Below are 20,127 nucleotides of genomic sequence, written 5' to 3'. Positions count from 1 at the left end.
TTTAATGGTTATAGCTCTTTCTGTCGAATCACAAGGGCGCTTCCTGCTAAGGATAGGACAATGGTGATCAAGCTGATTATTGTGTAAGGAAGCAGCTCTTTTCCTGAAAGCGTTCCGAGTCCGATTTGTTGAACGAGACCAAAGAAATCAAAATATTTTAATCCATCAGCGTTTATCATCATCGCAATGATTTGGATCGCCATCGGATAAACCACAACAAAGATAGAGGCAAGAACAAGACTGTTGCTGCTGACTAAAACGAAGGATGCCAGACTGAAAACGACACTGATAACTAAACTGATACCGATAGATAAGACCAGTGTATTCCATAAAAAGGGAGCAAGATCTGTATCACCGAGACCATATTTGAAATAAGCTGTTACTACAGCGCCGCCAAAATACAATAATGTTGCAAGAAGAAAGAACAGCAGCTGGATCAGGTATTTTGATAAAACAAAGGTCAGCCGACTGACACCGGCAGTTAAACTATTCTTATACGTCCGTTGAGAAAATTCATAGCCGAAAAGAATAACAAACAGCCCAATCAGAAAATAAACCAGAAAGGCACTTGAAAATGACGTGTATTGAACAGCCATTTTTAAATTCCACTGAATGGTCGAGGCATCGAGTGTATCACTCATGTTGACGCCGACACTTCCTACAGATTGTGAAGAAACGATAAGCACAGCGTAGGCAACCATTAAAATCATCGTGATATAAAACCCTTTTGTGCGCAATAAACGATAAATATCAGCTTTCATCAATCGAATCATTATTCTGCACCTCCTATTTCTTTGACCAGATTTGTGTAATAATTTTCCAAACTAACTTCTTTTTTCCCAATAAATGAAACATCGATACCATTCGTTACCAATAACCGATTAACCTTGGCAATTACCAGACTGTTGTCATGGATTCGCAGCTCCTGTTCATTGATTGCTGTGAAGTCTTTTGTTAATTGCTCTCTTATAGTGACGGAGGCAAGATTGATGTCATTTACATGCACGATGATATCCTCCGTGCAGAGAGCATCAAAGTCAGTTTTTGTAATCTCTTGAATCATTTCACCTTTATGGATAAACCCAAAACGAGTGGAGACTTGATATAGCTCAGTCAGGATATGACTGGAGATCAAGATAGTCGTATTTCGTTCGTTGTTGATTCTTTCAAGTAGTTCACGAAATTCAATGATAGCGATTGGATCGAGTCCGTTGATCGGCTCGTCCAGGATCAGAAAATCCGGATTATTGACTAATGCCATTGCGATACCTAGTCTCTGCTTCATTCCTAAAGAGAAGTTTTTGAACTTTTTCTTTCCTGTATCTGCCAGATTGACGAACTGCAGCATTTCCTTGATGACAGAATAATCATGGATTCCTTTTTGGATACAGATGATTTTCATGTTTTCATATGCCGAGAGCTTGCTGTAGGCAACGGGCTCTTCAATGACTGCCCCAATATGCTGCAGTGCCTGTGTGTAGCTGCTTTTCTTTTTACTTCTTCCTAATAAGACGATGTCACCATCAGATTCTTTTGACAAATCAGTGATCAGCTTCATGATTGTGGTTTTACCGGAACCATTTCGTCCAATCAAGCCGTAAATATCGCCTTTTTTTACTTCTAAAGACACATTTTTCAGTGCCTGTTCTTTTCCAAAGCTTTTTGATACATGTTTTAAAGTCAACATTGATTCATTCATGGTTATTCACTCCTTTTCTCTACATCAATACTATAGCAAGAGTTTCTTAACTGGTCTCTTAATCATTTCTTAAATAACTCTTAAATCTTAGAGGATGTGGATAGAAGTAGAAAAATTAGGTGTTCATTTTTCGGATGCATAGAAGCAAAAGAAGGCTTATAATCAAATAGAAATGAATGAGAAGCTATCAATGATAAACTGGAAAAGACTGGAGGAGGTCACAATGATCACTGATGAAAAAATGAAGCACGCTTATTATAAAGCTCTTCTTGAACGAAACACAGCGTTTGATGGGATTTTCTTTGCCGGAATCACAACTACAGGTGTTTTTTGTCATGCGACCTGCCCTGCAAGAAAGCCGAAATACGAGCATTGTATATTCTATGACACAGCAGAGGAAGCATTACTATCTGGCTTTAGACCATGCAAGCGATGTAAGCCGCTTTCTTATCCTCGGTCCATACCAGAGACAGTTCAGAAAATGGTTGAATTAGTAGAAGCCGAACCGGAAAAACGTTGGAGCGATAGAGATTTTTCTGAATTGGGTATCCATTCTGCAACTGCAAGAAGACAATTTAAAAAGGTGTATGGTATGACATTTGTTCAGTTTGCCAGAGCGAGAAGGATGGGGATTGCGATGAAGACAATCAAAAATGGAGAGAAAATCATTGATACACAGCTAGATGCCGGTTATGATTCATCCAGCGGCTTTCATGATGCGTTTACTAAAATCATGGGAAGAAAGCCGAAGCAGTCGAAGGAATTGAAGGTTCTTTCTGCGGATTGGATCGACACAGAACTGGGACCAATGATGAGTGTGGCAGATGATGACTATCTATATTTGCTGGAGTTTGTGGATCGCCGAGGCTTGGAGCGTGAGATTGAAAGACTACGAAATCGCTTGAATGCTCAAATCATTCCGGGAAAGACGAAAATATCCGAACAAATCAAGGCTGAGCTGCAGCAGTATTTTGCACAATCTTTGAAGGCATTCAAAACACCATTTATTCTTATGGGGTCTGATTTCCAAAAGAGTGTCTGGCAGCAGCTTTTGATGATTGAAAGAGGGGAGACGACTTCCTATAAAGAACTAGGTACTAAGCTTGAACGACCAAATGCTTCAAGAGCCATCGGCAATGCTAATGGCGCGAACCAGCTGGCGATCATTGTTCCCTGTCACCGAGTGATCCAAACCAATGGAGGTTTAGGTGGCTACGCTGGCGGTTTGGATAGAAAGCAGTGGCTGTTGAATCATGAAAAAAATTATCTGAAAAAGAATTAAGTCATGTTAATAGAGCAGGGGATAAAACGACTGTTGAGAGATTTACTCTATACACTCGTTTTTACCTCTGTTTTTTATTAAGAAAGTTAAAAGTTTCACGTATCATTGCATACTTAAAGGAAGAAAAAAATGTAGAAAGTTGTTTTAGTGAAATAACTGAACAGAAAAAAAAGGAATAGATACCGTTGCCTTGACTTCCTTATAAATCCTATTTTTCTAAAGAAAATCGGTAGGAATACAGCTAAGAAAAGGTGAAATGATTTCTTTTGATCAGATTTTATTTCACAAAGTTTTTAATTGACTTATGAAAGTGCAATTCTTTGTTAAAAAATTTATTTCCGTGTTATACTTTCTACGATTAAAGAAAGGGAGAGATATTTTATGGTATCAAAAAAATTGGCATTATTAGGTCTAACAGCAGTAACAACTTTAGTATTGGGTGCATGTGGTGCAGATAATAAGGATTCATCAAGCAGCTCTTCATCATCTACAACTGAAGTAAGTACAGCAGACAGCAGCACAACAGATGTTGTATCTACAGCGTCAGTAAGTGATGATCCTGCAGTGTTGGAAACAGCTTTATCAGCAGATGGTAACTGGATCATTGCTGCAACAAAGGATGTAACTTTCACTAACGATATCACTGTATCAGGAGAGTTCCATGATAAAGATGATGCAAGCAGTGACATCTATAGAAAACTAGCATTGTATTCTCAAGATGCTGACCGTAATGTAACAGCTGAATATACAATCACTGTTCCTACATTAACAGTTGAATCAGAAAACTTTAACATTGTTCATGGGACTGTTAAGGGTGACATCGTAGTCAAAGCAAATGGCTTTGTATTAGATGCAGCAAAAGTAGATGGTAATGTAACTTTTGAAAAACAAGAATATCAAGATTCTGCAACACTTGATAAAGACGGTGCGTCAGTAACCGGCGAAGTAACAGTTAGCGAATAATCATTGGAAGCAAGCAACAGCTTCTACTAATAAAAAAGCGAAGAGTTCCCTTATTCGGGGGCTCTTCGCTTTTTTATTGATTCAGCTAGATGGCAACTACTGAAAAAAACGATTGAGAGGAAAGTTGTTTTTTTAATAAAAGCGTTTTATTTATCATTAATAATTATCATTTACATATAGTGCTGTATGCATATTCTTAGGTTTTATTTTTATATTAAAAAAATATGTTGAAATTTCAAATTAGAATTGTTATTAATTAGTGTTTTTGTTATAATAAGCTAATTATATTGGTGTGGTAATGTCCTTGCTATCCAAAGAATGTCTATCTGCAAAGCTTTTCAGGAGAACAACATATAGACGCTGGATTTCTTATGGAGTGATTTCGAGGTGTATAGAGAGAATGACTGTTCCTGCAATCAATCAAGAGAATTTACAAGCGCTTGACAGGTAAGATTCTGATAACTGGAAATGGAAGTAGACTGCTGTTGTGAAGCAGCATACACAAAGAATAGTTTAGGCATAAGACAAATTTTTAAGTGGAGTATGGTTTATCGTTATTTTTTGTTTTTTCGTGGTACAACACCGCTGACTTGGAGGAGTAGAATGAATATTGGAGAAACACTAAAATTTATTAGAAAAAGCAAAAGGCATACACAAAGAGAGATATCGAAGGGATATCTTGATCGGACGACGTACTCAAGGATAGAAAGTGACGAGCGTTCAGTCCGGCTCAACGATTTACAGAGTGTTTTGAATAAAATGTCTGTAAATGTTCATGAGTTTTTTTCTTTTGCTATGTTCGATCTTGATCAGCAGCAGTTTAGAGAACTATTCAAGCATTGTGGAGAACATTTGAAGGATGAGAAGACGAAGAAGCAATTGATTGCTTACTATAAGAAACTAGCTGTAAAGCCGACTAAAGATTTGAGAGAGCTTTCCAACCAGCTGGCAATAAAAAATTATTTTCATGACCACTGGGAAGAGATACCATCAATTAGTGAAAGTGACAGCGAGCTGATATATAGAATGCTTGTAAAAAAGGATTATTATTTTCAGTACGATTATATACTATTGGCAAACTTAATACCCTATTTTACTGAAAAGCAGGCAGATCTGCTTATTAAAAAGGCAATTCCCGTCAAAGATGAGGAGAAAAGGGATGAGCTGACTCGAAACAGTGCCTTCAATGCACTGTTGAATCTGATTCATGTCAGATTGTTTGAAGGAAAGCTGATGCTTGTAAAGAAATACCTGAAGCTGGCGAAGAAGCAGCAAAGCGCTTTAAGAAATTCCAGCTACAAATTGGATTTATATTATTTTGACTGTTTATTTAAGTTTCTTCTTACGAAGGATCCGAAGGCATTTGAAAAAACGCAATTATTCATAAAAGTAACAGAGGATATCGGCGAGCAGGATAAGGCGGAGCTGATGCGTAGAGAGCTGGCATTGCTAACTGAAAAAGGAGAGGAAGATTCCAGTAATGAGAGCAAGTCTTCATTTCCAATTTATTTGATCAAGGAAGGGTGAGTAGAGCAATCTGCTGTTCTAAAAAGGGTAACTTTTTTGGAACGGCATTGAGCTCTGATACACTCTTTTTTTGTTTTTTTAGAGTGAAAAATCGAATGAAAAGAATTTCTCATTTTTTCTTCATCTGAGTAAAGAAAAGACAGGAGATATTTTGACATTTTCACTGAGTAATAGTACCCTAATAGAGGCTTTGTTATAGTTTTCACGAATCAATCATGAAAGGAGTCGAACATTGACCTATATAGAAATGCAAGGACTCTCAAAGCAATACCCTCGAAAAGAGCAATGGGCACTGAAAGACTTTCAACTTTCGATAGAAAAAGGGGAATTTATCGCGATTGTCGGACCTAGCGGAAGCGGCAAGTCAACGCTGTTGAATATGTTGACTGGGTTTGAGCAGGTAACAAAGGGAAGCTTCCTGTTAGAAGAAGAAAATGTGACGAATTATTCGCCGAAGAATCGAAACATCGCTATGGTATTTCAGGAGTATGCGCTCTTCCCTCATATGACAGTTAGGGATAATATTGCATTTGGAATGAAAGTTCGTAAAGAGAACAAACAAACAATCGAAGAGAAAGTGCATTGGGCTGCGGTCAGTTTAGAGCTTGAAGAGCTGCTTCAGGAGAAACCAAAAAGTCTTTCCGGCGGCCAACGGCAACGTGTTGCATTGGCAAGAGCTATCGTTAGAGAGCCGAAGCTGTTTCTATTAGATGAGCCGTTGTCCAATTTGGACGCGAAGTTGCGTGAACAGACGGGAGTACTGATTCGCCAAGTGCATGATCAGCTGAAGGCAACTACGATTTTTGTGACCCATGCACAGGATGAAGCAATGTCCTTGGCAGATAGAGTAGTTGTACTAAAGGACGGTGTGGTCCAGCAAATCGGGACACCTCGTGAGATCTATGAAGCCCCTGTCAACTTGTTTACAGCGAGTTTTATTGGGCGTCCTGAAATCAATCGCTTTGATGGAGAGATTCATGGAGACGGTTCTTTGATCGTGCAGGATGAAAGGTTTGGAACAGACTTTGACCGATTTCCGGTACAGCAGGTCATTGCTGCAGTTCGGAGTGAGGACATCCATTTGTCTGACGGTGCAGGCAGCCATAGTGGAGTAATCAAGAAAATCCGTTATATGGGCAGTGATCAACTGATATCTGTATTATGGAAGGATGTTTTATTAGCGATTCGAACCTCGACGGATAGCAGTGTAAGTGTTGGACAGAAAATCAATTTTACAGTTGACCAAAAGAAGGTATTTCTTTTCAGCTGTAATGATCATAAAAAATTAAACGAAGTGTAATGGAGGAAAAGAGATGAAGAAGTTTTTGACCGCGGCATCTGTACTGAGCTTGACTATGGTATTGGCAGCGTGTAATTCAAATGAAACAAAGAAGGAAGCCTCTGGAGATACGGTAAGTGGAGAAATCACAGTTGTGACAAATCGTGTAGATGCAGATGAGCTGTATGAAAAAATCGAAGAAGCCTTCAAAGAAAAATACCCGGAAGTAACAGATATCAAATGGGAAGCTTCAGGAACAGATTACGATCAATATATCGCAACAAGAATGAACACGACTGATTATGGTGATGTTGTATTCATTCCGTTTTCAATGGCGGGAACACCTGAAGAGTATGAAAAATACTTTGAGCCGTTAGGCAAGGTGGAAGCGATGGAAAAGGATTATATTGATGTGACTGAGGCCGATTATGATGAGACAGTCTATGGTTTGCCGACAGTTCTGAACTCTCTGGGACTGATTTATAATCAGGAGGTCTTTGATGAAGCAGGAATCAAGGAACTGCCGACGTCAACAGAAGAGCTGCTTACTGCAGCAAAACAAATCAAAGAAAAGACAGGTGCGATTCCATTTTACACAAATTACCAGCGACTAGCTGTATGGGCAGGTGCATTATCTTCATACGGTGGTGAGGATTTCAAAGCTGAAACGTTGGAAAAAGGAACGGCTTTTGAAACGGGGCAGCCGATTCGCGAAGTCATGGATCTAATTTATGACTTGTCTTCTAACGGGTTGATTGAAGCTGATCCGGTAACTCTGGAAGGGCAGCAAGCGCAACAGCAGTTAGCAGATGGAAAAATCGCTATGCTGATGAGCGGATCACAGGATGTAGCTCCTATCCAAGCATTGGCATCAGCTGATGATACAATCAAAATTATGCCATTTCCTGTATTACTTGATGGAAAAACCAGCCTTGCATTAGGTGCACCTTCGGTTATTGGAATCAACAAGAATACGAAGAACAAAGCAACCGCAGAAGCCTTTTTGGAATTTTTCATTTCTCCTGAAAGCGGCTTTGCTGAAGATATGGGCGGTATGACTCCTGTTAAATCAGAGCTTGATGAAACGGAGAAGAAATTAGTTGAAGAAAATAATGTGATCTTGACTGCACCAGCGACCTCTGCTGAGGTTGACACAACCTATTCAGCCATTGCTAATGAAGCAGGAATTGCTCGACTGACAGATGCTCTGCAAAAGATTGTTAACATTGGTTTGTATCCCGATCAAAATGAAAGCTACGAAGAATATGTAAATTCTTTGGAAGCAAAATGGGAAACTGCTGCCAAGAATCATGAGTAATCAATTGACACGTGAGGAGAAGAGAATTATTTTTCTCTTTCTCCTTTTTCCAGTTATGTTGATGATCATCTTCGGATTGCTGCCAATTCTTATGTTGATCTATAATAGCTTTACTGATTGGGATGGTCTTTCTACTGAGAAAAATTTTGTTGGTTTTGCCAACTATTTGAAAATCATTCAGGAGCCGGCTTATTTTGCCGCATTCAAAAACAATTTATACTATCTTGGATCAGGATTGCTTCAAATTGTCGTAGCATTATTATTGGCCGTTCTTTTGTCAATGAAAACGAGAGGAAAAACACTGTTCAAAGCAGTTTTTGTTTTTCCCATCATGATCAGTGGTGTTGCGGTCTCAATGATTTTCCGATTGTTTTTTGAGCCGGATGGTTCATTTGATCAGCTCCTGCAATTTCTTCATCTAGGCTCTTTTTCTCGCTATTGGCTAGGAGATCCTCGATTAGTAAATTATACTTTGGCATTTATTTCTTTATGGCGGCATCTGGGTACCAGCTTTCTACTTTATTTTTCAGCGGTTCAGAGTATTCCGACTGTCTATTATCGTGTGGCGGATTTGGAAGGGGCATCCTTTTGGCAGCAGCTTCGTTGGATTATTCTGCCTAATATCCGAACAGTGTTAAAGCTGAATTTTGTTTTGTTGACGATTGGTGCGGTTTCTGCCTTTGAGATTCCCTTGATTATGACGAACGGATCAAATGGTACAACGACATTCCTTCTGCAGACTATGAAGACAGCCTTTGATCAGAAGTTGGTTGGACTAGGCTCAGCAATGGCTGTGGTAATGACGCTAATTATTGTCCTATTGAGTGTATTACAGCAGAAGGTACAGCGGGAGGTAAAGGAATGAAGCAAAATGTAGGGATTCTAACTAAATATATACTACTCCTTCTCTGGCTGTTTGTTTGCCTGTACCCGTTACTTATTGTCCTATTTGGCTCTTTCAAAGGCTACGAAGAGTTCAATGCTACATCGGGTTTGGCACTTCCTGAAACACTTGATTTCACGAATTATCAGGTGGCATTTCAACAGGGAAAAATTGTTTCAGGATTTATCAATACCTTTATCTTGGTTTTCTTCGGCGTGATCGGCAGTGTGTTGATCGGCTCGATGACGGCCTATGTCTTGAATCGTTTTGATTTTCCCTTTAAGAAGCTCTTGATTGGCAGCTATTTTCTGCTGTCGATGGTGCCGATGGTGGTCTCGCAGATATCGACATTCAAGATTATTGTCGCGTTAGGCTGGTACAACAAACTGATTGCGCCCATCATCATTTATTTAGGGGCAGATGTCGTGATGATTTTCATCTATCTGCAAATGTATGAAAAAATCCCTAGAGAGCTTGATAAAGCGGCGATTTTGGAAGGAGCTGGCTACTTTCAGGTGTACTGGAAGATTTTGTTTCCGTTACTTGCACCTGCGACAGCTACGGTAAGTATGCTGAAAATGATCAGTATCTATAATGATTTCTATCTGCCGTTCCTCTATCTACCGGGAGAGAATCATGGAACTGTTGCAACATCTCTGTATCGGTTTATTGGACCGAATCAGACCAATTGGCAGGTAATATGTGCGTTGATCATTATCAGTATCATTCCCATGTTGATTTTTTATCTGGTGCTGCAAAAACATATTTATAATGGACTGACAGGAGGTGTCAAAGGATGATCCAGGAAACATTTACGTATCTAAAGGGGTTTGCCAGAAGAAGCTATACAGTAATGGAGATTCGTACCGGTTTTGCCACTGGCTTACCGGTATTGAGCGGCGGCTTATTTGGCGCTTGTCTGACAGGACATGTGAAGCTCGTTGAACTGTTTTTATTTACATTAACTGGCTTTTGCTTCAATATCATTGCAAATACAGCGAATGAAATGCGTGCTTTTCTAGCCAATGAGGAGAATAAAGAGACCTTTACCGGGCATAAGGGCAGTGAAGGACTTGTTCGTGGCGATGCCCGCTTTATGGATGCGGTTCTTATTCTGCTGTTGATGTTGGGAATAGGTGGTGGAAGCGGTCTGCTGCTTGTTTGGCTAACTAAGAGTGTTTGGCTGTTTTTCTGGGGCTGTTTGTCTGTTGTTGCAGCAGTCACTTATTCCTTGGGACCGAAACCTTACCTTCTGTACCCAGTCACAGAGCTGATTTCCGGCTTTTTTGTAGGCGGCTTAAGCTGTTACTTATCGGCATATGTTCAAGCAGGCCACAACAGCTGGCCGCTAGTTTGGTACAGTTTGATTTCAATGATTTTTACTATCTTTCTGATGTCGACAAACAATATTGGCGATTATAAAAAGGATATGGGTGTTCGTGTAACACTCCCTCATGTGATCGGCTTTCGAAATGCGATTTTATTACTGATTCCAGAAGCTATGATCATGCTTTTCGCATGGACAGCATTGTTCTTCATGAAGGTGATACCATGGTGGCAATATCTTATTGGCTGGCTGATTTTTTATCGGCAGGGCTATGTCAACTGGTATAAGGATTATTACCATATTCAAGAAGTCTATCCTGATATGGGGAGAGAGTATGGGCCAAGACCGTTGCTGTTGATTTATCATTTTCATGGCTGGATGAGTGTGATTTTCATTATTCGATTGTTAGGAGAGATATTATGACAACTATTCGTCTGTATCAAAATAAAGTAAATCCTTTAGTTCTGCCAGTGATTTTAGCAGAGCGGCTAGGCTATTTCGACCGTCATCAAGTACCTGTTGATTTGGAGCTCTCTGAAACCTTCCAGTTTCACTCCAACAAAAGCTTTACAGGGAATGGCGTAGATGCAGTAATGGGCGATTTGACTTTCTTCTTTGATTACTTGAATCAAGGGAAAGAAGCAATTGTGACCTCAACCTTAACTCGAACCATCAAATTGGTTGGTTATCCGGAAGCAGTAAATAGAAAGGGGATTCGAGTTGGTGCTGCTACAAAGGGTCTTTTTCAATTTTTTATGGACAACGACCTAAAGGGTAAGTTGATTGAACCTAAAACAAGCTGGATCGATAATACCTTTGAACGGATCGAGGCATTGCGCAAAAAAGAAATCGACGCTTTAGTAGCAATCGAGCCTTTTGTCTATCAAATAATGAAGGAATTGCCGACAGAAGTATTGTGGGACTCAAAGAACAGTGACAAAACAATGGTAATGTGGTGCTTTGATAAAGTATTTTATCAGGAGAACCAAGAGCTTGTTAGAAACTATCACTTGGCATTGGAGGAGGCTGCGGCAGATTTTAATCGACTGTCTCCGGAGCAGAAAGTCAAAACTTGTATTGAAATTGCTGCATATACCGAAGAGGCAGCGCAAGAAATGGGGCATTTCAGCTTTGAATCCCAGCAAAACTATTCAGCAAAAGATTTTCAGCTCTTAGCCGATTGGCTTGCTGCTCATGGTAAGCTGGATATGGCTGTTCAAGCTGAAGACTATATTGCCTCTATTTTCTAAAACTTGATGGAGCTGTTGCCCAAAAAAAAGCCGTCAAACAATGGAAAAGCTGTTTGACGGCTTTTGATTATCTAATTGCATCCAGCGCTTCTTCCAACGCTTCGACTTTAGCATAGAGCCGTTGAATCTGGATTTCATTTTCAATGTAATTGATGGAGTTTCCCAAATGCTCCTGACGGCGATCTTCTAAACGCTCAACTTCTTTTTTTGCTTCATTTGCTAATTTAGTGATTTTATCAATTGATTCTGACATAGGTCGATCCCTCCATTTTCTTATTTCTAACTTCAGTCTACGCTTGCCTTGAAATATATTCAAACATTCGGCTTTTTTGTTTTTTTCCATTTGTATTTTATTGTTTATTTTTGAAATTGCGGCATGTAGAAGGTAAGGAAGAGGCTGTACTTACAAACTAGAAAAACTACTCCGGCTTCTTTATGAAATCGGAGTAGTTTTCTTAATTCAGCAATGCTAATCCAATTGACAAATAGGTAGCGAAACAAACCCAAATCAAATAGGGAACGAGTAAATAAGCGGCCCAAGGTCTGACCTTATGAAAAATCACAATTGATAACAGAATCAAACTAGCAAGAAGCAGGCATACGATAACGCCTAGCCACATATATTCTCCGCCGAAGAAAATTAGACTCCAAATGAAATTGACGACTAACTGAACAAAGAATAGTCCTACAGCTTTTTGCTTATCCTTTTTCTGTTGTTCGGCAGTCAACAATAAGAACAAGCTGACCCCCATAAGAAAATAAAGGACAACCCAAACCATGCCAACTAAGCTGCCCGGAGGAGAAAGCGGCGGCTTGATCATTTCAGCATATTTTCCACTAATATCTCCTGTTAAAAAACCAGAGAGGCTTCCTGTCAGCTCTACGCCAATGATACATGCAAGGAATAAGATTATTCGTTTTATTGTCATTTTTATCTCTCCCTTCCTTTTTAGTGTACAAGAAAGAAAAGAAATATTCGAAAATAAGGATTATTTTTTTATAAAAGCAAGTTTTAAGGAATCAAAGATTCGACACTAGCAGTTGGAACAGTGAGTGAGTCGTCATTCTATTTCTGTTGAAAAATTGAATATTGTCCAATGTTCTTTTCTTGTTTCTGGAGAAAATTCTATCGATCCCCATTGTGGCTGATGAACGATGTTTGGGATTTCTTGTGTTTCCAGCGCAATGCCTAAGTTGCTGCGCATGGCTTGACCGTTAACTAGAAAGCTGTCATTGAAGCCCGTTGTTGTGAAGACGATAACGCTTTGCCGGTTGGTTGTGATTTCCATGACTCTGCCGCTGACAGGTTCTTTTAAGACGACTTGAGGGGCACCAGCATTTAGGACAAATGGATCATCAATACCATTTGGGATATCCTCTAAAGCGGCACCAATCGCTTTTTCTTGGGTGAAATCATACGCTGTCCCTGTGATATTTTCACGTGTACCTATCGGAATATTTTCTTTATCCGTGACGATTTTCTCTGCGGCATTGATCGTCAATGAATGGTTCATGATATCTGATTTACTATTACCGGAGAGGTTAAAATAGCTGTGATTGGTTGGATTGATCAACGTCAGCTCTTTGGTTTGATAGATTGATTTCATGATCAATGACGATTCAGTCAGCTCGTAATTCACGATAGCGGTAATAGGTCCGGGATAGCCGGAACACGTGTCGGTGAGTGTGAAACTTACACCGACAGTATGCGCTGTTCTGAATGTTTCATACGCCCAGTACTGAAACGCCCAGCCGTTTGAACCACCGTGAATATGATGAGCATCATTGTTTTTTTCTAATTGAGTATTTTTCCAACTGCCATACTTGATTCGGCCGGCAACCGGACCGACGAAGGCACCAAAGTATGCCTGATCCTTTAAAATATCTTGTTTGTTATCATGAGACAGTAGGATATTTTCTGTTCGGCCATTACGATCGGGTGTATACAGCTGATATAGGCGAGCACCAAAATTTAGAAAAGTTGCAGTTAACGAGCCATTGGTCAAGGTGATAAGATCTAATTTATCGTGATAACGTTTATGAATAGTGATAGTCATCTTTATTTCCCCAAAGCTTTTCTAAAAAGGAAAGAGATAATTCAGCCGTTGTAGAAACAAGAGGAATATCGCTTCCCAGATCTTCGGCAAGCCCGACTCCAATAGGAAAGGCTCCGCTTTTTTTGATTGCGATGATACCCGCTTTGGCATCCTCGATACCAATACATTTCTCTACTGATACACCCAACTGGTCAGCGGCGGCTATAAAAATATCCGGTGCTGGTTTTCCCGCTTTCAATGAAGCTGGATCAACAATTGTATCAAAATAATCAGCTATTGCCATTTTATCGAGCAAAACAGGACCGTTTTTACTGGCAGATGCCAATGCGGTTTTTATATTATTGCTTTTTAGCTCCTGCAGTAACGCAAGGATTCCCGGAAAGACATCCTTTGGAGATACTTGCTGGATCATTTCTACGTAGTTGTCGTTCTTTCTCTGTGCTAATGCTGCAAATTCTGCTTCGCTATGAGTGTCAGACTGATTGCCGTGAGCAAGAATCAAACGAAGAGAATCTTCACGACTAACGCCCTTAAGCTGTTCATTAAACGCACGATCGATTGTAATACCTAATTCTTCTCCTAGCTTTTTCCACGCTTTGTAATGATAGTCAGCCGTATCTGTAATGACACCATCTAAATCGAATAGTACACCTTGAAACATGTGGTTTCCTCCTTTGTTGTGAACAATCGAAACTAAAGAAACGCAATCGATAAAGTGCATTCTCTTATTGCTGAAACTTCACTGCCTAGTGATTCTTTAGATCGATTGTTTGTTTTGTCTGTATAGAGCTGTAGTTTTTTAGTGGCTTTCACAGTTCTAATTAATTACTTTGTATTGGAAGAGTCAGCTCTTTATCAAGTTCTTTGGCTTCACCATAGATGTTTACTGTCAGTGGTTTACCTTGAAGTAAAGTGATGTTCACTTGTTTGCTGATCTCGATTGAAAGCAGCCGATCACGATAATTGATGTGAAAGGCATATTTTGTCCAACCAGATGGTAGGAAGGGGGCAAAGCTCAAGGTTTCATTTGCTGTTTTCATCTGAGCGAAGCCTTGGACAATTGCCAGCCAGCTACCGGTCATTGATGTGATATGCAGTCCGTCATCTGTATCGTTATTATAATTATCGAGATCCAGGCGAGCAGTTCGCTGATACATTTCTACTGCCTTTTCCTCCATCCCAAGCTCTGCCGCCAAAACAGCATGGATACTTGGAGATAGGGAAGATTCATGCACGGTCATCGGTTCATAGAAATCAAAATTTCGTTTCTTTTCCTCCAATGAATAATCCTCACCAAAGAAATAAATCCCCTGCAGAACATCCGCCTGCTTGATAAAGCAAGAGCGCAGAATTTTATCCCATGACCAGTTCTGATTTAACGGCAGCACTTTTGGATCAAGTGCGGTGACGGGTTTAAGATCTTTATCAAGGAAGGTATCGTGCTGAACAAAGATTCCCAGCTCTTTATCAACAGGATAGTACATATTATCGATGATTTGCTGCCACTGCGTCAGCTCTTCTTCTGTGATAACTGCTTTTGTGACTGCTGCATACTTCTTATAGCTTTCACTGGTATAACGAAGGACCCATGCGGCAATCGTATTTGTATACCAATTATTGTTGATGTTGTTTTCATATTCATTTGGGCCAGTGACCCCATGAATCATGTATTTGCCGACTCTTGTTGAAAAGTGAACACGATCAGCCCAGAAGCGAGCTACCTCGGCAAGAACTTCTAAGCCCTGTCCCTGTAGATAAGAAGTGTCTCCGGTGTAGTTTGTGTAGTTATAAATTGCATAAGGGATCGCGCCGTTTCGATGAATCTCTTCGAAGGTGATTTCCCATTCGTTGTGACATTCTATACCAGTAAAGGTTACCATTGGATACAGTGCCCCTGCTAATCCTTGCCGCTGTGCGTTATGCTTTGCTTGCGGCAATTGATTGTAGCGATACATGAGAAGGTTTTTTGTTACCTCCGGTTTAGCAAGAGCTAAATAAAGAGGAACAGCATAGGCTTCAGTGTCCCAGTATGTAGCACCGCCATATTTTTCTCCGGTAAATCCTTTTGGTCCGATATTCAAGCGCTCATCCTCGCCGTAATAAGTGGCAAAAAGCTGGAATAAATTATAGCGTATTCCCTGCTGCGCTTCATCATCCCCTTCAATCACAACATCAGCTAACGCCCAACGTTCAGCCCAAGCCTGTGTTTGATCTTCTTTTGCAGATGGATAAGCTTTCTTGTTCGCTGCAGCTAAAATGGCTAATCCTTTTTGAATCTGCTGGCTCTCTTCTATATCACGGCTAGTTAGGACAACTGCACGCTTGATGATCGATACTTGATTACCAACAGAAAGCTGGAAGGAAAAGCTTTCTGCTGCACTCAAATCAGAGACTGTTCGTTCTGTGGATGAAGGAGCTGATAGCTCATGGCTCATTAAACTGGTTACCGTAAATTGCTCAATACCAAAATCATTTGGTATCGTGCGGACGGTTAAGTAGCTCTCTTTTTCAGAAGTATCGCTAACATTTCGAGGTTCCCAGAACATTTCCTCATAATTGCTGTCTTCGTTGCGGACGTTGTTGTCTAATTTTGAAACAACCTTCAAAACAGCATCTCCTTCAAGGAGCTCTGCCTCCATTTTGATTATGGCTAATTCCTTTGTTTTCAAGCTTAGAAAACGTTCAAAGTGGAAACGAACCTTATTGCCATCAATCGTTATAGTGAAACTTCTTGTTACTACACCGTTTTTCATGTTCAGTTCCAGATAGAAATCCTCTGGTTCCTGCACGGCTAAATCAACTTGTACACCATTGATAAACAAGTCCATTGCCAGGAAATTCACTGCATTGATGACTTTTCCAAAATATTCTGGGTAACCGTTTTTCCACCAGCCGACGCGTGTTTTATCAGGGTACCAGATACCAGCTAGGTAGGTCCCTTGATGATGATTCCCAGAGTAATTCTCTTCAAAGTTTCCACGCATCCCCATGTAGCCGTTGCCGATACTGGTCAATGATTCCTGTAATCTTAAGTTATCTCGATCTAAAGAATTTGTCGTCAGCTTCCAAGGGTCGATTGTAAATAATCGTTTTAAATGTTTCATCATTCATAAGCTCCTTTTTCGTTCATTTCATTTTATGCTTTAACAATAAACGCAATCGGTTTCGTTGTCAACCAGAAAAAAAGAATATTGGACTGATATATATAACAGCTTTTAAATAGTGGGTTTTGAATGAAATATAGATTTTTCCTTTACAATTCGAAAAAAGGATTATATAATCAAGTTACGAAATCGATTGCGCAAAATTGGATATAGAGAAGGAGAAGGGGACAATGAGAAAATTTATTAACTTCGAATTTCTGCAAAAATTCGGGAAAGCATTAATGGTTGTTGTAGCGGTCATGCCTGCTGCCGGACTGATGATCAGTCTAGGGAAATCATTACCATTGATCAATTCAGATTTAGGATTTTTAGTAACAACAGGCGGCGTAATAGAAAGTATCGGCTGGGCTATTATTGGTAATTTACATTTATTATTTGCACTTGCTATCGGCGGAAGCTGGGCGAAGGAAAAAGCAGGTGGTGCATTTGCAGCGGGTATCTCATTTGTTTTGATCAACCGTATCACAGGTTCGATTTTTGGCGTAACTTCAGAAATGCTGAATAATGAAGACGCTTTTACCCATACGCTATTCGGGACGAAGATTATGGTGAAGGGCTTCTTTACGAGTGTACTGGAAGCGCCAGCGCTGAATATGGGGGTTTTTGTCGGAATCATTGCTGGTTTTGTTGGGGCAGCTGCCTTTAACAAATACTATAACTACCGTAAATTACCAGATGCGTTGTCATTCTTTAATGGGAAACGTTTTGTTCCCTTCGTTGTTATTGCATGGTCAGTGATCGTCTCTTTAGTTCTGGCAATTGTTTGGCCGTATATTCAAGCCGGAATCAACAATTTTGGTTTGTGGATTGCTCAATCTCAAGAATCCGCTCCTGTACTGGCACCGTTCCTGTTTGGAACGCTGGAACGGTTGCTGCTGCCCTTTGGTTTGCATCATATGCTTACAATACCGATCAATTATACGCAATTGGGCGGGACCTACGAAATCCTTTCAGGCGCACAGGCTGGAACTCAGGTGTTTGGTCAAGATCCGCTTTGGTTGGCTTGGGCAACGGATCTAGTCAACTTGAAGGACGCGGGCGATGCAAGTCAATATGCGTATGTTTTAAGCAACTGGACACCAGCACGATTTAAGGTCGGACAAATGATTGGTTCTTCCGGAATCTTGATGGGGATGACATTAGCCATGTATCGTAATGTAGATACAGACAAACGACACAAATATAAATCAATGTATGTTTCAGCAGCGCTGGCTGTTTTTCTGACAGGAGTAACTGAACCATTGGAATTCATGTTTATGTTTGCCGCTGTTCCGTTGTATGTCGTTTACTCTGTGATTCAAGGACTCGCATTTGCAATGGCAGATATCATCTCGCTTCGGGTCCATTCTTTTGGGAATATCGAGCTGTTGACACGAACCCCATTAGCAATCAAAGCCGGACTGGGTGGTGATTTGGTCAATTTTGTACTTGCGACGATTCTGTTTGGTGTCGTTACTTATTTCCTGGCAAACTTCATGATCAAGAAGTTTAACTTTGCCACACCTGGTAGAAACGGCAACTATGAAAATGAAGGAGATACGGACACCATTGGGGCGAATAGTGCAGCTGCATCGGATCAGCAAGTGATCGACATTATCAATCTATTGGGCGGTCGGAATAATATTACCGATGTGGATGCTTGTATGACTAGATTGCGGGTCACTGTCAAAGACACGAACAAGGTTGGCAGTGAACAGAACTGGAAAAGAGCAGGAGCAATGGGGCTGATCCACAAAGACAATGGTGTTCAAGCTGTATATGGTCCGAAAGCCGATGTCTTGAAATCCGATATTCAGGATTTATTAGAGTCCGGTGTAGAAATCCCTGCTTCTACTTTTGAACAATCTGCAATATCAAATGAAAGCCAACCTGCATCATTTACTGGTGTAACAGAGGAGCTGATAGCTGTAGCTGAAGGAGAAGTGATCTCGATTGAGGCAGTAGCTGATGAGGTATTTTCTCAAAAGATGATGGGAGACGGTTTTGCAGTTGAGCCTGCGAGCGGAGATATCTATGCACCAATTTCAGGAACTGTAGTCAGTGTCTTTCCGACGAAACATGCCATTGGGCTGCAGACAGAAAGCGGTTTGGAGGTGCTGGTTCATATGGGGCTGGACACTGTGGAAATGAAGGAATCTGCATTCACGATCCTTGTACAAGATGGTCAGAAAATTACTGCAGGTGATAAAATTGCTGAAGCTGATTTGAGTAAGATCAGAGCAGAAGGTAAAGGAACGACAATTATTGTTGTCTTTACGAATAGCAAGAAAATTCAAGCCATTCATTTAGATAAAAAGGGAATTCAGGCTGGAAAAACAATCATCGGATCTGTAGAATTATAGGCAGAGAACTGAGCCTGATTAGAGAAAGGAACGGCTGGGACAGCTCAAACCCCCAGTCGTTCTTTCTATTTTTCAAAGCAGATAGAGGTACCGCAATTTTTAAAATTACCTCCCAAGAGGATAGAGGAAAGGGATATAGATGAAAATACTTACACTGAATACACATAGCTGGTTGGAAGAAAAACCTTTAGAGAAGCTGGAACAGCTTGCAGCAACTATTGTTGAGCGGGATTATGACCTGATTGCACTGCAAGAGGTCAATCAACTAATGACAGCTGATAAAGTACAGACAGACGCTTACTTCCATGCTGAAGCTTTGGAAGGGTTGTCTGTTTTATCCGATAATTTTGGATTGCTGCTTGCAGAAAAGTTGAAATCTTATGGGAAAAACTATCATTGGTGTTGGCTGCCTGTTCATGTAGGCTATGACCGCTATCATGAAGGCTTGGCATTGTTTTCCAAGGAGCCGATCGACCCAACAGCTTGTTTGGTATCGCAGCAAAGTGATTTTATGAACTATCGAACACGAAGAATTCTATTTGGTAAAACTCAACTGGATGGAAAAGATGTGGTGGTTGTTTCCTGTCACTATTCATGGTGGTCAGAGGATGAAGCAGAGGGATTTCTTATTGAATGGCAACGAACCTTGGCTCATTTGAGTAACTATGAGCTGCCGGTCATTCTTCTAGGAGATTTCAACAATCCGGCAGGGATAGATGATCAAGGGCACAGCCATGTCCTCCAACGATTCAAGGACAGCTACTTACATGCAGAAGAAATTGATGGAGAACATACGGTGATCAAGGAAATCGACGGTTGGTCAGGGAACGATCAAAAGCTGAGGATCGACTTTGTATTTACCTCAGAAGATATAGCTGCGAAGCGTTATGAAGTGATTTTTGATGGTCGGAAAACACCAATTATCAGTGATCATTTTGGAATTGAAGCAGAGCTGTATCACGTACTGGAATCTTAGTGACCATGTGTTTTTTATGGTGAAGATTACAGGTAAAGTACTGTTGAAATATGCAATTTC

At 40.4% G+C, this 20,127-nt stretch carries 18 protein-coding genes and 1 pseudogene; 12 read left to right on the top strand and 7 right to left on the bottom strand.

Features of this window, described 5'->3' with window-relative positions; translation table 11 throughout:
* Positions 1-8: 8 nt before the first annotated feature.
* Positions 9-773 (bottom strand): ABC transporter permease, encoded by a 765-nt coding sequence (locus I6N96_RS14760; RefSeq protein ID WP_209558325.1) that lies wholly within the window; start codon positions 771-773, stop codon positions 9-11.
* Positions 773-1,699 carry an ABC transporter ATP-binding protein gene (locus I6N96_RS14755; protein WP_209558324.1) on the bottom strand — a complete coding sequence of 309 codons (927 nt, stop codon included), beginning with the start codon at positions 1,697-1,699 and terminating at the stop codon, positions 773-775. The genes I6N96_RS14760 and I6N96_RS14755 overlap by 1 nt, the downstream gene beginning before the upstream one ends.
* 223 nt (positions 1,700-1,922) lie before the next feature.
* On the opposite strand from I6N96_RS14755, the gene I6N96_RS14750 reads away from it, so the two are divergent.
* The 9 genes from I6N96_RS14750 (at position 1,923) to I6N96_RS14710 (ending at position 11,528) form a co-directional block, all read left to right on the top strand.
* Positions 1,923-2,981 (top strand): bifunctional transcriptional activator/DNA repair enzyme AdaA, encoded by a 1,059-nt coding sequence (locus I6N96_RS14750; protein ID WP_209558323.1) that lies wholly within the window; start codon positions 1,923-1,925, stop codon positions 2,979-2,981.
* Between the two features lie 381 nt (positions 2,982-3,362).
* Positions 3,363-3,944 carry a polymer-forming cytoskeletal protein gene (locus I6N96_RS14745; RefSeq protein WP_209558322.1) on the top strand — a complete coding sequence of 194 codons (582 nt, stop codon included), beginning with the start codon at positions 3,363-3,365 and terminating at the stop codon, positions 3,942-3,944.
* 603 nt (positions 3,945-4,547) lie between these two features.
* The gene (locus I6N96_RS14740) at positions 4,548-5,471 is read left to right on the top strand and encodes a helix-turn-helix domain-containing protein (protein ID WP_209558321.1); all 924 of its coding nucleotides are present in this window, start codon (positions 4,548-4,550) and stop codon (positions 5,469-5,471) included.
* A gap of 232 nt (positions 5,472-5,703) precedes the next feature.
* On the top strand, positions 5,704-6,771 hold the full coding sequence (locus I6N96_RS14735) for an ABC transporter ATP-binding protein (protein ID WP_209558320.1): 1,068 nt from the start codon (positions 5,704-5,706) through the stop codon (positions 6,769-6,771).
* A 13-nt stretch (positions 6,772-6,784) separates the two neighbouring features.
* Positions 6,785-8,068, top strand: coding sequence for an ABC transporter substrate-binding protein (locus I6N96_RS14730; RefSeq protein ID WP_209558319.1), 1,284 nt, complete (start codon positions 6,785-6,787; stop codon positions 8,066-8,068).
* A complete protein-coding gene (locus tag I6N96_RS14725) occupies positions 8,061-8,933 on the top strand; it encodes a carbohydrate ABC transporter permease (RefSeq protein ID WP_209558318.1) in 873 nt (290 codons plus the stop codon). Before I6N96_RS14730 ends, I6N96_RS14725 begins: the two co-directional genes overlap by 8 nt.
* A complete protein-coding gene (locus I6N96_RS14720) occupies positions 8,930-9,751 on the top strand; it encodes a carbohydrate ABC transporter permease (protein ID WP_209558317.1) in 822 nt (273 codons plus the stop codon). Before I6N96_RS14725 ends, I6N96_RS14720 begins: the two co-directional genes overlap by 4 nt.
* Positions 9,748-10,701, top strand: coding sequence for a prenyltransferase (locus I6N96_RS14715; RefSeq protein ID WP_209558316.1), 954 nt, complete (start codon positions 9,748-9,750; stop codon positions 10,699-10,701). The genes I6N96_RS14720 and I6N96_RS14715 overlap by 4 nt, the downstream gene beginning before the upstream one ends.
* On the top strand, positions 10,698-11,528 hold the full coding sequence (locus I6N96_RS14710; RefSeq protein ID WP_209558315.1) for an ABC transporter substrate-binding protein: 831 nt from the start codon (positions 10,698-10,700) through the stop codon (positions 11,526-11,528). Before I6N96_RS14715 ends, I6N96_RS14710 begins: the two co-directional genes overlap by 4 nt.
* 67 nt (positions 11,529-11,595) lie before the next feature.
* Here the strand turns inward: I6N96_RS14710 and I6N96_RS14705 are convergent, their stop codons facing one another.
* From I6N96_RS14705 to I6N96_RS14685, 5 genes are all read right to left on the bottom strand, one after another.
* Entirely contained in the window at positions 11,596-11,781 is a 186-nt protein-coding gene (locus I6N96_RS14705) for a hypothetical protein (RefSeq protein WP_209558314.1), read from the bottom strand.
* Between the two features lie 202 nt (positions 11,782-11,983).
* Positions 11,984-12,457, bottom strand: a complete 474-nt coding sequence (locus I6N96_RS14700) for a TspO/MBR family protein (RefSeq protein ID WP_209558313.1) — start codon at positions 12,455-12,457, stop codon at positions 11,984-11,986.
* 132 nt (positions 12,458-12,589) lie between these two features.
* Positions 12,590-13,585 carry an aldose epimerase family protein gene (locus tag I6N96_RS14695; RefSeq protein ID WP_209558312.1) on the bottom strand — a complete coding sequence of 332 codons (996 nt, stop codon included), beginning with the start codon at positions 13,583-13,585 and terminating at the stop codon, positions 12,590-12,592.
* Complete coding sequence (gene pgmB, locus I6N96_RS14690) at positions 13,566-14,246, bottom strand: beta-phosphoglucomutase (protein WP_209558311.1); 681 nt, start codon at positions 14,244-14,246, stop codon at positions 13,566-13,568. The genes I6N96_RS14695 and pgmB overlap by 20 nt, the downstream gene beginning before the upstream one ends.
* Before the next feature lie 160 nt (positions 14,247-14,406).
* Entirely contained in the window at positions 14,407-16,689 is a 2,283-nt protein-coding gene (locus tag I6N96_RS14685) for a glycoside hydrolase family 65 protein (RefSeq protein WP_209558416.1), read from the bottom strand.
* 230 nt (positions 16,690-16,919) lie between these two features.
* Between I6N96_RS14685 and I6N96_RS14680 the strand changes: the two are divergent.
* The 3 genes and pseudogenes from I6N96_RS14680 to I6N96_RS14675 all read left to right on the top strand — a co-directional run.
* Positions 16,920-18,579: pseudogene (locus I6N96_RS14680) on the top strand (PTS transporter subunit IIBC); the annotation flags it as partial.
* The gene (locus I6N96_RS20000; protein WP_430650167.1) at positions 18,570-19,091 is read left to right on the top strand and encodes a PTS sugar transporter subunit IIA; all 522 of its coding nucleotides are present in this window, start codon (positions 18,570-18,572) and stop codon (positions 19,089-19,091) included. The pseudogene I6N96_RS14680 and the gene I6N96_RS20000, both read left to right, overlap by 10 nt.
* A gap of 139 nt (positions 19,092-19,230) precedes the next feature.
* The gene (locus tag I6N96_RS14675) at positions 19,231-20,067 is read left to right on the top strand and encodes an endonuclease/exonuclease/phosphatase family protein (RefSeq protein ID WP_209558309.1); all 837 of its coding nucleotides are present in this window, start codon (positions 19,231-19,233) and stop codon (positions 20,065-20,067) included.
* Positions 20,068-20,127 lie beyond the last annotated feature (60 nt).

Source organism: Enterococcus larvae (assembly GCF_017830045.1).
Taxonomy (GTDB): Bacteria; Bacillota; Bacilli; order Lactobacillales; family Enterococcaceae; genus Enterococcus_L; species Enterococcus_L larvae.
The sequence above is the reverse complement of the archived record's forward strand: the minus strand, read 5'-3'. Positions and strand labels throughout refer to the sequence as shown.

Coding starts and splice junctions, on each gene's coding strand:
- I6N96_RS14685 (WP_209558416.1), bottom strand. CDS start 16,689: ATGAAACATTTAAAACGATTATTTACAATCGACCCTTGGAAGCTGACG.
- I6N96_RS14730 (WP_209558319.1), top strand. CDS start 6,785: ATGAAGAAGTTTTTGACCGCGGCATCTGTACTGAGCTTGACTATGGTA.
- I6N96_RS14705 (WP_209558314.1), bottom strand. CDS start 11,781: ATGTCAGAATCAATTGATAAAATCACTAAATTAGCAAATGAAGCAAAA.
- I6N96_RS14745 (WP_209558322.1), top strand. CDS start 3,363: ATGGTATCAAAAAAATTGGCATTATTAGGTCTAACAGCAGTAACAACT.
- I6N96_RS14700 (WP_209558313.1), bottom strand. CDS start 12,457: ATGACAATAAAACGAATAATCTTATTCCTTGCATGTATCATTGGCGTA.
- I6N96_RS14695 (WP_209558312.1), bottom strand. CDS start 13,585: ATGACTATCACTATTCATAAACGTTATCACGATAAATTAGATCTTATC.
- I6N96_RS14725 (WP_209558318.1), top strand. CDS start 8,061: ATGAGTAATCAATTGACACGTGAGGAGAAGAGAATTATTTTTCTCTTT.
- I6N96_RS14675 (WP_209558309.1), top strand. CDS start 19,231: ATGAAAATACTTACACTGAATACACATAGCTGGTTGGAAGAAAAACCT.
- I6N96_RS14755 (WP_209558324.1), bottom strand. CDS start 1,699: ATGAATGAATCAATGTTGACTTTAAAACATGTATCAAAAAGCTTTGGA.
- I6N96_RS14740 (WP_209558321.1), top strand. CDS start 4,548: ATGAATATTGGAGAAACACTAAAATTTATTAGAAAAAGCAAAAGGCAT.
- I6N96_RS14720 (WP_209558317.1), top strand. CDS start 8,930: ATGAAGCAAAATGTAGGGATTCTAACTAAATATATACTACTCCTTCTC.
- I6N96_RS14710 (WP_209558315.1), top strand. CDS start 10,698: ATGACAACTATTCGTCTGTATCAAAATAAAGTAAATCCTTTAGTTCTG.
- I6N96_RS14715 (WP_209558316.1), top strand. CDS start 9,748: ATGATCCAGGAAACATTTACGTATCTAAAGGGGTTTGCCAGAAGAAGC.
- I6N96_RS14760 (WP_209558325.1), bottom strand. CDS start 773: ATGATTCGATTGATGAAAGCTGATATTTATCGTTTATTGCGCACAAAA.
- pgmB (WP_209558311.1), bottom strand. CDS start 14,246: ATGTTTCAAGGTGTACTATTCGATTTAGATGGTGTCATTACAGATACG.
- I6N96_RS14750 (WP_209558323.1), top strand. CDS start 1,923: ATGATCACTGATGAAAAAATGAAGCACGCTTATTATAAAGCTCTTCTT.